Origin of the sequence: Pedobacter ginsenosidimutans (assembly GCF_001442625.1) — a bacterium.
In the GTDB taxonomy this organism is placed as follows: domain Bacteria; phylum Bacteroidota; class Bacteroidia; order Sphingobacteriales; family Sphingobacteriaceae; genus Pedobacter; species Pedobacter ginsenosidimutans.
The window spans coordinates 61275-73934 of record NZ_LMZQ01000028.1; the positions used below are offsets into that span (position 1 = coordinate 61275).

General features: G+C 38.8%; 13 protein-coding genes and 1 tRNA gene. 5 read left to right on the forward strand and 9 right to left on the reverse strand.

The window, feature by feature from the left end; all coding sequences use genetic code 11:
- Positions 1-69: 69 nt before the first annotated feature.
- Together ASU31_RS21970 and ASU31_RS21975 are read right to left on the reverse strand one after the other, a co-directional pair.
- Positions 70-1356, reverse strand: a complete 1287-nt coding sequence (locus tag ASU31_RS21970) for a sugar MFS transporter (protein ID WP_057934408.1) — start codon at positions 1354-1356, stop codon at positions 70-72.
- Positions 1357-1460: 104 nt separating this feature from the next.
- Positions 1461-2582 carry a formylglycine-generating enzyme family protein gene (locus ASU31_RS21975; protein ID WP_057934409.1) on the reverse strand — a complete coding sequence of 374 codons (1122 nt, stop codon included), beginning with the start codon at positions 2580-2582 and terminating at the stop codon, positions 1461-1463.
- 182 nt (positions 2583-2764) lie between these two features.
- Here ASU31_RS21975 and ASU31_RS21980 point away from each other — a divergent pair.
- The 3 genes from ASU31_RS21980 to ASU31_RS21990 all read left to right on the forward strand — a co-directional run bounded on the left by ASU31_RS21980 (position 2765) and on the right by ASU31_RS21990 (position 6294).
- Positions 2765-2837: transfer RNA gene (locus tag ASU31_RS21980), tRNA-Lys, on the forward strand.
- A gap of 254 nt (positions 2838-3091) precedes the next feature.
- On the forward strand, positions 3092-4423 hold the full coding sequence (locus ASU31_RS21985) for a Gfo/Idh/MocA family protein (RefSeq protein ID WP_057934410.1): 1332 nt from the start codon (positions 3092-3094) through the stop codon (positions 4421-4423).
- 530 nt (positions 4424-4953) lie between these two features.
- Positions 4954-6294 carry a serine hydrolase domain-containing protein gene (locus tag ASU31_RS21990; protein WP_057934411.1) on the forward strand — a complete coding sequence of 447 codons (1341 nt, stop codon included), beginning with the start codon at positions 4954-4956 and terminating at the stop codon, positions 6292-6294.
- A 168-nt stretch (positions 6295-6462) separates the two neighbouring features.
- Here the strand turns inward: ASU31_RS21990 and ASU31_RS27600 are convergent, their stop codons facing one another.
- The 3 genes from ASU31_RS27600 to ASU31_RS22005 form a co-directional block, all read right to left on the reverse strand.
- On the reverse strand, positions 6463-6834 hold the full coding sequence (locus tag ASU31_RS27600) for a hypothetical protein (protein WP_167346228.1): 372 nt from the start codon (positions 6832-6834) through the stop codon (positions 6463-6465).
- A 354-nt stretch (positions 6835-7188) separates the two neighbouring features.
- Positions 7189-7959 (reverse strand): DJ-1/PfpI family protein, encoded by a 771-nt coding sequence (locus ASU31_RS22000; RefSeq protein WP_083505479.1) that lies wholly within the window; start codon positions 7957-7959, stop codon positions 7189-7191.
- A gap of 90 nt (positions 7960-8049) precedes the next feature.
- Entirely contained in the window at positions 8050-8967 is a 918-nt protein-coding gene (locus tag ASU31_RS22005; protein WP_057934414.1) for a GlxA family transcriptional regulator, read from the reverse strand.
- 373 nt (positions 8968-9340) lie between these two features.
- On the opposite strand from ASU31_RS22005, the gene ASU31_RS27605 reads away from it, so the two are divergent.
- Both ASU31_RS27605 and ASU31_RS22010 read left to right on the forward strand, forming a co-directional pair.
- The gene (locus tag ASU31_RS27605; protein WP_157258189.1) at positions 9341-9499 is read left to right on the forward strand and encodes a hypothetical protein; all 159 of its coding nucleotides are present in this window, start codon (positions 9341-9343) and stop codon (positions 9497-9499) included.
- Between the two features lie 63 nt (positions 9500-9562).
- The gene (locus tag ASU31_RS22010) at positions 9563-10051 is read left to right on the forward strand and encodes a hypothetical protein (protein WP_157258191.1); all 489 of its coding nucleotides are present in this window, start codon (positions 9563-9565) and stop codon (positions 10049-10051) included.
- 112 nt (positions 10052-10163) lie between these two features.
- Here ASU31_RS22010 and ASU31_RS22015 read toward each other — a convergent pair whose 3' ends face one another.
- From ASU31_RS22015 to ASU31_RS27610, 4 genes are all read right to left on the reverse strand, one after another.
- On the reverse strand, positions 10164-11354 hold the full coding sequence (locus tag ASU31_RS22015; RefSeq protein WP_083505480.1) for a serine hydrolase domain-containing protein: 1191 nt from the start codon (positions 11352-11354) through the stop codon (positions 10164-10166).
- Positions 11355-11390: 36 nt separating this feature from the next.
- Positions 11391-12008, reverse strand: a complete 618-nt coding sequence (locus ASU31_RS22020; RefSeq protein WP_157258193.1) for a peptidase associated/transthyretin-like domain-containing protein — start codon at positions 12006-12008, stop codon at positions 11391-11393.
- A 70-nt stretch (positions 12009-12078) separates the two neighbouring features.
- Complete coding sequence (locus tag ASU31_RS22025; protein WP_057934418.1) at positions 12079-12450, reverse strand: hypothetical protein; 372 nt, start codon at positions 12448-12450, stop codon at positions 12079-12081.
- A gap of 18 nt (positions 12451-12468) precedes the next feature.
- Complete coding sequence (locus ASU31_RS27610; RefSeq protein WP_157258195.1) at positions 12469-12624, reverse strand: hypothetical protein; 156 nt, start codon at positions 12622-12624, stop codon at positions 12469-12471.
- Positions 12625-12660 lie beyond the last annotated feature (36 nt).

Sequence of the window (12660 nt, forward strand, 5' to 3'; positions counted from 1 at the left end):
AATTAAGGACAAAAGAAAGCCCGGTCTAATTAAAGACAGGGCTTAATCATAAAATTTATTTGGTTTTGGTTATTTCAAATTCAATCCTGCTTTATGGCCTTTTATAGCAAAATACAGAATGTACAAGTAACATGGTAATACGGTTAAAAGATAGGCCAGCTGAAAGTTAATATGTAATTTTTCATTTAAGAAAGCATATAATAACGGCATTAATGCACCGCCTGCAATACCCATAATCATAATCGCTGAACCGATTTTGGTAAATTTACCCAGATGGCTAATGCCCAGTGGGAAAATTGCCGGCCACATTAACGAATTGGCCAAACCCAGTAAGGCTACAAAAATCACCGCGAACCAGCTAGAAATAGCAAAAGATAAAACGGTAAATATGATGCCTAAAATAGCACAGATTCTAAGGGCTTTTTGCTGAGAGATATATTTTGGAATCGTAACAATACCAATAATATAACCGATTAACATACTGAAAAGTGTAATAGAGGTTAACTTTCCGCTAATCTCTGCGCTAATACCTAACTCGCGACCATAAATACCGATAATATCGCCAGCCATAACCTCTGCGCCTACATACACAAAAATACAAAGTGCGCCAAGGAACAAGTGTGGGAACTGAAAGATACTTGTATGTTTTACTACCTCTCCTTTGCTTTCGTCGATCACATCTTCTTCTACTTCAACTTCTGGAAGGTTGGTGAATTTAATAAAAACGGCAAAAAGACAGAAAACGATTGCTAAAACAATGTAAGGCATATTTACACGGCCTAAAACATCATTTAATAACTGCTCGTGAACAGCGCCGGTAGCGGCTTTGATCTGTTTCTCCACTTCTGAAGCATTTTTCAAAAACAGACTGCCCATAATCAAAGGCACAATCATCCCAGCAAATTTATTACAGATACCCGCAATACTGATCCGTTTTGCTGCACTTTCTATTGGGCCGATAATCGTTAAGTAAGGGTTTGATGCGGTTTGCAACAAAGCTAAGGCAGCCCCCTGAACAAAAATTCCGGTTAGAAACAAACCAAAGGTTCTGGTTTGGGCCGCAGGTATAAATATCAAAGAACCCAGGCCTAAAATAACCAAGCCTAAAACAATTCCATTTTTAAAGCCAACTTTTTTAAGGATCCACGATGATGGCAGTGCTAAAAAGAAGTAAGCCATGTACGATGCAAAGGTTACGAAGAAGGCCTGTAGGTTTGATAATCCGAAAGATAATTTAAAGAAAGGAATTAATGTTCCGTTTGCCCAGGTTACAAATCCAAAAATAAAGAATAGGGCACAAATGATAATAAGTGGTTTAGGCCCTTGCGTTTGACCAGGTTTTGTTGTTTGTTGCATAAAGTTTTGGTTCGGTTTAATTTGTTCGGGCCAAACTAAACAATAATATTTAATAAAATAAGGATCAAACGTTTGCGTAATTTCAACTTTAACAGAAAAGGGCTTTAGTTGGTGCTCACGCACCTAAAACCCGTGTGCTCTAGGCCCGTATCAACAGAAGTTTTCATTCTCGAAGTTACCCGGTAACCTTTACAATAAGAGGCATTACACATAAAAGAACCACCCCTTACCACTCTTTTAGGTATAGTTGGTTCCATAGGGTCGTAGCTATCTGACGGACCTTCAGGATTGGTGCTCAACCCTGAAAGTTTGCTATAATAATCAGGTCGGTACCAATCGCTGCACCACTCCCATACGTTGCCCGCCATATCATAAAGTCCATAACCGTTCGGCTTAAATTTTTTCACTGCAGCTAAACCATTAAAACCATCCCAATTGGAGTTTTTAACAGGAAAATTCCCCTGCCAGGTATTGGCTTTTACTTTACCTTTTTCTACATCTTCATTCCCCCATGGATATTTTTCATTTTTCAAAGCACCTCTTGCGGCATACTCCCACTCTGCCTCAGTTGGTAAACGTTTACCCGACCATTTACAATAGGCCATGGCATCATCCCAGGATACATGTACCACCGGAAAATTTTCTTTTCCTTTAATATCGCTGTCAGGGCCATGAGGGTGTTTCCAATTGGCGCCTTTAACCCAACGCCACCATTGCGAGGCATCGTTTAAAGAGGTAACACTTTTAGGCTGATAGAAGACCAAAGATGCTGCAACAAAAACACTGTCGGGCGGTTTTGGTGTACCTGCCGGAAGCTGTTTTTTCATCTCTTCCCAATCTGGTTTACGTTCGGCCGTAGTAAGATATCCGGTTGCATCTACAAACTTTTTAAAACTGGCATTGGTTACTTCGGTAGCATCAATCCAGAAAGAAGAAACTTTAACCCGATGTTGCGGGTATTCATCATCTCTACCTTCTTTATCAGAAGCGCCCATGGCAAACTCGCCTGCCGGAATTAAAACCATGCCTTCATGACTTACTTTATTATTGGAAGCGAAACTTGAAGAATCTTTTACCGCACCAAAACGGCTTGGCATATTTTTTTCGCATGAGGCTAAAGAATCTTGCTTGTGTTTAGCTCGTTCTTCTTCTTTAGCTTGGTTAGATTGACAAGAAAGTATAAAAAGAAGCGGCAAAAAAAACAAAGCAGAAAGAAATCTATGCATGATTGATATTAAATTAGGAGCGATAAAAATATCAATTAAGTTTAAAAAAGAGAAGCTAAATAATTAATTCGCCTATAAATCAATACACTAACGCATTTGACGATTTTTTATTTGCATGAAATGCTTCATAACCCTATATTTGCACCACTTTAAAGGAAACGGATAACGTTTTAAACAAAGTAGATTCCGTAGCTCAGCTGGTAGAGCATTACACTTTTAATGTAGTGGTCCTGGGTTCGAATCCCAGCGGGATCACAAAAAACAATATCAAAGCGAACTAAAGCCTTGCAAATCAAATGATTGCAGGGTTTTTGCTTTTACTGGTTATACCAAAATATGCACGAAATCGCATATAAAATGTGCACATTCGGTGCGTCGTTCCTTATAATATCAAACTTCCCATTAAAGGACATAGATATGGGTAACATTCTTATTAATTTTACCTATATCTTGGATGCTCCACTAATTATTTTGTAATTTACTTTCAGTATAAATCTAACCTAAATTAAATGTTAAACCGTAGAAATTTCCTCAGCTACGCTGCAACCGCAGTAGGAACCACTGCCCTGCTTTCTGCCTTAGACAATCCTGCCTATGCCCTTTTCAGTAAGACTATTGGCGCAAACGACCAAATCAATATTGGTGTAATAGGAATCAAAGGTATGGGATGGTCCGACCTCAAAGCGGCCCTCAAAGTACCGGGCGTAAACCTGATCGCCCTGTGCGACAGTGATGCCAATGTGCTTGATGAAAGGATGGCCGAATTAAAGTCGATAAATGTTGACGCCGCAAAAGTAAAAAGATATAAAGATTATCGTGCGCTGCTCGATAATAAAGATGTCGATGCCGTAATTATCGGGACACCCGACCACTGGCATGCCCTGATGATGATCCATGCCGTACAGGCAGGTAAAGATGTATATGTTGAAAAGCCGGTCGGCAACTCTATTGTCGAATGCAGTACCATGGTCAAAGCGCAGGAAAAATACAATAAGGTTGTGCAGGCAGGTCAATGGCAGCGCAGTCAGCAACATTTTAAGGATGCAGTCGATTTCGTAAAGAGCGGCCAGTTAGGAAATATCAGAACGGTAAAAGTCTGGTGTTACCAGGGCTGGATGAAACCTGCTCCCGTAGTACCGGATACCTTAGCCCCTGCAGGCGTTGATTATGCCATGTGGCTTGGGCCGGCGAATAAAAGAGCATTCAATGCCAGCAGATATCACTTCAATTTCCGCTGGTTCTGGGATTATGCCGGTGGCTTAATGACCGACTGGGGCGTGCATTTATTGGATTATGGCTTGCTGGGCATGAATTCACCTGTTCCAGAAACCATATCTGCATTGGGCGGCCGCTTCGCCTATCCCGATCTGTATGAAGAAACACCTGATACGCTGACTACCTTGTATGAGTTTGACAAGTTTAACATGGTATGGGATTCTGCCATGGGCATCGATAACGGCTCTTATAACCGCAACCATGGGATTGCCTATATCGGTAACAACGGCACGCTGATCCTCAACAGGCAAGGCTGGGAAGTCATTGAAGAAAAGGTAAGCGGCAATAAAGTGAGCAAGCCCTTTGTTAAATCCTCAGATAATGGACTGGACAATCATATGGTCAATTTCTTTAGTGTGGTCAGATCCAGAAAAAAAGAAGAACTGAATTGCGCTATACAGGATGCTGCGCATGTAGCTACTGTTGCCCAAATGGGAAATCTTGCCTTCAGAAGCGGACAAAAATTATCATGGGACAATGCCAAACATCAGTTTACAGACCAGCAGGTAAACCATAAATACCTGTTGGCCCAGTATCACAACGGTTACAGCTTACCCAAAGTTTAACGCTACAGTTGAAACAGGTCAGCATATATACATTTCCCTCCAGGATCACACCAATGACGATCAAAATATATCAAACCCTGCAATCGCACGATTAGCAGGGTTTTTGCTTTTAGGGAATTGCTAGAATTGCACGAAATCTTGTCTGTCCGTAGAGTTCCGCAGGGCTCTACGGATTAGTAAATAGAAAAGAGTCTGTGACTCGCTTTTATTTGAGTTTATAAGTTCAATTTTATTCTAATATCCGTAGAGACGCTATGCTTAACGCTAACGGACTGAGGGGTCGGTACTGTACATTTGAGCTGACTAGCTATTCCGCTGCAGCTGGTTCTTCCCACTTTCGCCGAAATATACACATTAGTGAATATAGCTGATCACAGTTCGCATTATTACAATTATATACTTTAATTTAGACAGTGGTAAACTGAACCATTGAAGTGGAAATAATATATATTTTAGCAGGAAAGTTATTAAAAATAGTTTGTAACCTTTGTAGGGAAAAGTAATCTACAAATAAAATACCCGGTGTTGTGATGAAAACTATACTTGCCTTTTTCCTTTTTTGTTTTATTTCCATTTGTGCCTTTGCTCAATCAGTTCCTAAAGCGATCGATAGCCTTATCGGGGCTTATGCAAAGTTGAATAAGTTTAACGGTAATATTGTCGTAATCAAATCAAGGAAAACGGTTTTCAATGGCTCTTATGGTTTTAGAGACGTGGAAAAAAGCATTAAATGCAATGGGAGTGAAATTTTCCAGTTAGCCTCTTTGAGTAAAACTTTCACCGCTGTACTGACCATGAAATTGATAGAAGAAGGAAAGCTATCGCTCAACACCAGGATATCTGATTTTTTTCCAGTATTGCATCCCGAGCAAAAAATAACTGTAGCGCACCTGCTTGGGCACACTTCAGGAATTCGGGAAGTACTCGCTGACTCAGCCTTGCGCGAAAAGATCTTTTCAGGTATGAAAGCTGATCGTGAAGAACTATTGCAATATTTTTCATCACAGCCGCTGGAATTTACTCCGGGAAGTGAATTTTCATATAGTAATTCAGGTTATGACCTGCTCGGAATGATTATTGAAAAAATTACCGGGATGAAGTATGGTGAGGCAGTAAGGAGAATGATATTCAGGCCGCTCGGTATGCGTAATAGCGGTTATGATTATTCAAGTTTAAAAAGCGGGTTAAAGACTGTCGGTTATGAATATCTTTCCTCTAACCGCTTTGTAACAGCGAAGATCTGGGATGAAAGCTGGACTTATGCATCAGGTGGGCTTTATAGCTCGGTGGGTGATCTGGTAAAATGGAATGATGCGCTTAGACAAAATAAGGTTATTTCTTCAAGAGCTCTTGCTGAATGTTATACACCAGGTAAGGGCGAATATGGCTACGGTTGGTTCATAGATTCACTATACGGAAAAAAGATTGCTTATCATCCGGGGAATCTTGAGGGTGCAACAAGCTACTTTGCCCGGATACCACAGGATGATATCTGCATCATTATGCTTACCAATCAAACCAGTACCATTATTGAGTCTATTGGATCTAAAATTATTGCCATCTTAAATAATAAGCCTTATACCCTTCCCAAGCCTAAGCAGGAAATACTGGTTTCCACTAAAACTTTAACAAGTTATACCGGTAAATATGATATATCCGGGAGTTACAACACTTCGGTTGACCTTATTTCTGGTAACCTTTATCTCAGCACTGCTAATGCTGCTCCAGTAAGGATCTTTGCTGAAAGTCAGAATAGATTCTATATTGCGGATTCAAATATGACCCTGACTTTCAATGTCGGCAAGGATGGGAAACTAACTTTAACGATTAAATCGGGTTTATCCACTAAAGTTGGTGATAGATTGAATTAAATTACTGTATTTTGTTATTCCTTAAATAATTATATTCTGTAAATGAGATCAAAACGCGCGGATATTAAGTCGCCCGATATCGCGCCCATACTTACATCAATTACTTCGAATTCAACTTTACCAATCTTATCATTGCCTATGTATAGATAACATTTCATATGGTTATTTCTATAGTTCTTTATATACAATCTTCACTCCATCCATTTCGTTAGCTTTTTTAAATGTCCTCAATTTTGAAAGGAATGAGATTTCCAAAGTTTTTTCACTTAACCAGGTTAAGTTTATCGCACTTGAATCCAGTTTTACAGCGTTATGGTTAGAATCTACGATAAAAACATTTCCCAACTTCGCATCGGTTAATTCAAAATCTGCATTTTCCAGAACTACATGCAACGAATTATCAGTTGTTGCGTTCCCACCGTTCATAAAAACCATGGCTTTTTTTGTTTTCTTATGATTATAAGCCTCTTTCAAGAGCGTAAGAGGACTGTCTTCGAAAATCGTAGCACATGAAATAAAGCAGAATGCAAAAAACAGCATTATGAAATGTTTGGCTGATTTATACTTAAATAACATATAATTTATGTTTATAATGGCTCTAACAAAGCGTGGTTAATTGGAAGCAATTTATGATTTAACACTGATTTTTCTTCATTACTTGATTTATAAGGTTGATGATGAGTTTAGGACTGTTACCATCTTATCAATCATGCACGATGAAAACTTGTCCAATCTGTTGGGAAGGGGGAATTTAGTTTTAGATTAAATGACCTATACCCAAAACCGCTATCCTTTATGCTTACCCAGTCCTACTTAGGTAAAGTTTGTCCCTTACTTTGTGTAAGGTAAAAAAACGCGTAAAGGTAAACCTATATATTATATTTCATTCAATTTCTAGTGAGACAGGTCCATTCCCTGTTCAGGAACATATTTATCATATTCTATTTGTTTTGCAACGGCATCTGCTACTTCTTTACCCCTCAATTTTGAAACAAGGTGCAATGCACCATCTATACCAGCCGATATTCCCGCTGTAGTGATTACTCTGCCATTATCAACATAGCGAACATTTGCAAGTACTTTAGCTTTCGGTACGGCCTTTTGCAGATTTGTTATGCTTTTATGAAAAGTGGTCACTGTAAGCTGATCAAGCAGGCCAGCTTTACCGAGAATAAAGGCTCCTGTGCAGACAGAAAAATAGCTTTTAGTAGCGCTGTCCCTGGATTTTATCCAGGAAATTACGTCAGGATCATTTGTTGCCACCTCATCCGAACCACCAAATACGGCAAAGATATCCGCTTGTGGAGCGTCATTAATACTGTAATCCGGAGTGATCTTTAAAATTCCCTGTGTCAAAAGGGGGGCTTTGGTTTTTGCGACGGTGATGATTTTGAATCCTGCATAGGAAAATACTTCCATCGGGCCCGCAAAATCCAGTATCTCCACTCCGTCATATAGGTAAAAGCATACCGTTATTCTTTCATCCTTTAACATCCCTGCTTTTTTTTCAACTAATTTCATCCCGCAATGCGTACAAATACCGGGCTGCTGATAAGTCGCGGTATCACATGGATGGTTGCAGGGCGGACATACATAAGTGCTTACATGGACCTGCGAAAATGCAAGGCAGGGAATAAAAAAGATCAAGCGTAACAACTGTTTCATAAACGTATTATTTAAATCCAAAATTAACTGGATACATCTAATAAATCAGGACAGCCATAGTCACAATCCGGCCAATCTATCAGGGATATGTTAACCTGTTATTTCTTTTGCCAACTTCCTCAGCTGGGAAGGGCTGTTATAACCACATTCTTTAGCTACCCAGGCTGCTTTCTCCCCGGTTTTAAGCAGATGTTTTGCTTTTTCCAGCCTTAAGGATTGAATGTATTGCCCGATCGTGATTCCTGTGGCAGATTTGAACAGGCGCGTAAGGCTACGCGGACTAACAAAGACCAATTCAGCCAATTCCCCTATCGTTATTTTATGATGTAGATGCCTGGTGATATAATCCTGTATCTGATGTACATGGTGATTAATGTGCTGCCTGTTCTGCAGGTAAATGCTATTTTGTGCTTCCGTTCCATCCCTGCGCATATAAACAACCATATCTTTTGCCACAAGGCATGCAAAAGCTGCTCCATGTTGCTCTTCAACAAGGTAAAGCGCAAGATCAATGCCTGTAGCAATCCCCGCACTGGTAAAGATCCTGCCGCTCTGCACAAATAGTTTATTCTCTATCACCTTAATCAGGGGGTATCTTTCTTGTAAAGCAGTAGTCCATGCCCAGTGTGTAGTGCAGTTTTGACCATTTAAAAGTCCGGCAGCAGCAAGAGCAAAGGCAGCTGTACAAATTGAAGATATCGTAGCACCGGTTGCAGCAGCAGATTGTAGCCAGGGTATCCACAGATAGTCATCTACCCTGTCCCATTTTTCAATGTCCATTCCGGCGACAATTACAATATCGTCCTGATTAACCGCAACGGAACTGAGCGGTTCGACATTTGTAAATCCAAGGCCGGATGAGCTTTGCGGATTGTCATACGGCGAAACGTAACGCATATCGTAATGTTTTCCGCAACATCCGGATTCATAAAAAACCGTTACCGCACCGGCCAGATCCAAAAGGTGGACGCTATCAAATATCAAAAACACAACACGGTTGGAACTCATTTTCCAAAGTTAATAGATTAGCATAAGAAATAGATCAATCCAAGGAATATGGCAGGGCAATAGCTATTTTTTTCCGCCTATTCAGCTGTTGAGCTGGCGCAGGTGGTGCTCGGTGTGTTTATAAACACGTACCCTATCAGCTCCCCTGTCATCCTTCCAAAAAAAAGGTACACCAGCCCAGGGTTAGAAAAATGGGTATGGTCTTCCACCAGCGCTATCTACCTGACCTATTCGGCTGCAACATTGCCATTTATCATCAGTTCCGGAATACTGGGGGTACTGCGCCGCAGGGTTTTATCATCCCTTAAATGACTTTTCAACGCTACCCAGCCAAATAACAGTTACCAATTCTTGCATTAAAACCCAGGTTGATATGACTAATAAATATGTAACTTTAATGACGGGTGCTTTGAAAATTGCTTTTCCGAACATCAGTGATCAGGAAGCTTTGGGACTTAGCTGGGGAGGACTACAAGGTACAAATCTTTATACAACAAAATTAATTCAGGCACAAAGGGGGTGCAATAGGTGAAACCAACAGACGGCATCCCCACAAATCAGCTACTGATAAACAGGGAGCATATTGCGATTAACTATGAAATATTTATTATTTATTTTTATTATACTACAGAGTAGTGTAACATTTGGACAAAAAACACCTAAGTTGCCTATGTTTATAAGCAATTGTGTAGTTAATGGTACCAAAGGAGAGGCTTATGAGCGTACAAAAAAGAATTTTGCACACTTTTTTGCAATAGCGTTATCTTTTGATGCGGCAGGAAAAATTGATACCCTGTACTTCTCAAGTAAATTGAATCCCGAAACAAAAAAAATATATGCGCTTGACAGTTCTTTATTAAAAAGAATTAAAACTTATAACTTTAATTTTAAAGAATATGCATCTAAGCTAGTACTTTTTTCTTATTACTGTTACAATTCGACAGATGATTCTATAGATTATGAAAACGGGTTTTTAAATAGCGTAGGGAATTTAATTCCTGAAGCAGTTTATGAAAAACCGCTAATCGTATTGAAGCCTATAGTTGATGCCAGTCTGCCGTCTTCCCACGGTAGAATTAAGTAGATTTTTAATAAGCCTTTTTATGTCAAACTGTTAGAAACAATTGATTATTTTGATCCCAATATATAGTGGCCAATTTGATTTATAAAACACCAGATTGTTAGGATAGATCATTTCACTTCCCAAATGTCTTTGCATATTTGTAAAGCTCACTATACATATCAAAATAAATATGCTCTTCTTTTTCACTTAACGATGTGTTTATAAATAATATGACGCCTATTTCTTTAGCTAAATCCGAAAGCATAAATGTTCTTACGCCGGGATCAGACCCATTATGCCCTATTCTGGAGCCGCCCATTTTGGTTGTCCAGAATATACCAGAATTAAGATTATCAGGATTTACATTTTCAGGTTTATTCGATTCAGTGAATTGAAAGCGAAGCATTTCATCAACAGATTTCTTTTTTAAAATTCTTGTTCCTTTATATTTTCCCTCATTTAACAAAACAACAAAGAACTTTGATAATTCTGAAACTGATGTACGCACACCTCCATCAGGGTATGTGGTTACGCCATACAACAGAATTTCATCTATACTTTTCCCTTGTTTGGCATATAACTTGGAATGGAGATTAGTATCTATTTCCGAAAGAAACCACCCAGTGTTTTCCATCTTAAGCGGGTTGAAGAAATACTTTCTGCTAAATTTATTCAATTTTTCTCCTGTCCTTAATTCTAAAATATAACCTGCCAAACCTGCGCCGATATTAGAATAATCACGATAGGTGCCTGGCTTGTAATTGAGAAAATTTTCCTTTGAATAATATTTTCCGCCTGGCAAAAAATACTGTTTTAAAAAATCGCCCAATTGCTCAGGAGAATCTTTGCCATAGAAATAGGTACTATCTGTATAAAACGGATAACGGTCAGCAAGGCCCGATGTATGGGTCGCTAACATTTTTAAAGTAATCTTTTCACCAGGAAAGTATGGGTTTACAATTTTAAATGGTAAATAGTTATTAATATCTTCATCAAGGTTTAATTTGCCCAATTCTACTGCTTTCATTAAACATGCACCTGTAACCACTTTACTTATGGATGCAATATTCATAATTGTTTCAGGAGTAAACGGAACTTTGTTTCGCCTATCGGCATATCCATAACCCTTTTGCCATACTATTTTTTTGTTTACTATAATGGCGGCACCTACCCCTACTATACCTGTATTCGCCATTTTATTTTCAATAATACGATCAACATATAACGAGGATTTAGCTACATATTGGGCTGATAGGTTATGGCAGTGCGCAAACACCATAAAAAAACAAAAGAAAATAGGTGAAATTTTTAACTTGCAATTCATAGCTACAATTTATCCAAACCGGCACTGATGTCGGGTTTATTTAGTTTTCCATTTTAAAGTTACTACATTTTCATTCGCCGGTATTTCTACTTCTTTCATAAAGTCTTCTTTGTAGAAAGTATTGTGGGTTTGTGTAGCATAATAATCTGCCTGACCTCCATAATTATCATAGGCACTCCCTTCATATTTATCAGAAGTTCGTGAGGCTACACGGTCTAACGTTACCAGCATAATATACTTTCCCGGCTTCAAATTCGGAAAGGTGAATTTTCCTTCTATGTTGGTTTGGCACCAGTAGCTATAACAAGCCGCCGTACTGTCTATTGCAGCTATTTTTATTTTACCTTTTTTAACCTGGGCACCTTTCTTTTTCAGATCGTACCATTCTTTAAAATATGGTGTTGCAGGAAACAGGTAAATTTTTTTAAAACTTTCACCTAAACCGTTCGGTTTGTCCTGGCCAAGTATGCCTGCAAGAGTCGTTGTCCCTTTTGCCAATGCATTTTTGGCAACAATTGAATCAAATTTTTGATTAGGAAAAATCAGCTCAACCGGTGATTTAAACTCGTTTGGTTCAACATATTGGGCTTTTGCTGTAATTACCAAAAGTAAACTTATTAGAAGAAGATGAAATGATTTTTTCAATTGCGTCATAATTTTACGTTTTAATACTTTTTAGAATTAACTTAGAAGACCACAGCACATTTTTGTATGTTAACGTGCATCATTTTTCCATATCCTCTTTAACGGCATCTGCTACTTTTTGCAGCTTGAGCATTCCTGTGCCCACTTTTACAAACGAAATGATGATTTTTATCTTTCCGTTTTCGCTTTTGGCCGTTACATCAGCCACATAATAATCTGCTTTTGCTCCCGTGGTTCTGGTAGCAGTAAATCCTGTTTTTTGTTCACCATTGGCAGCAATAAATTTTTGTTTAAGCAGTGCAGTTTTCACGGCTTGCAATGCATCTTCTACTGATGTATGCTTTGTAGTTACCTCGATAACAATGGGATCTTTTACTGCTAAAGCAAAAGCAGTTATAAACGTAATTGTTAATAACAATAACACAGGAATTAAGAACAATAATTTTTTCATTTGTTTTATGTTTTAAAATTAAAAATTGGTGGTTGCTAAAGCCAGGGCATTCCCATCTTTCCAAATACGGCCTGTGCCTTTGGGCTGTAAGATGGTGTTGGCTGCGTCGGCGGTTTTATCAACCAGTATTGATGCAAATTGAAAATCTTTAATTCCCTGAGGTAGTCGATTCAATATTTAATAGCATATTTTCAATAATTCATCATTTAT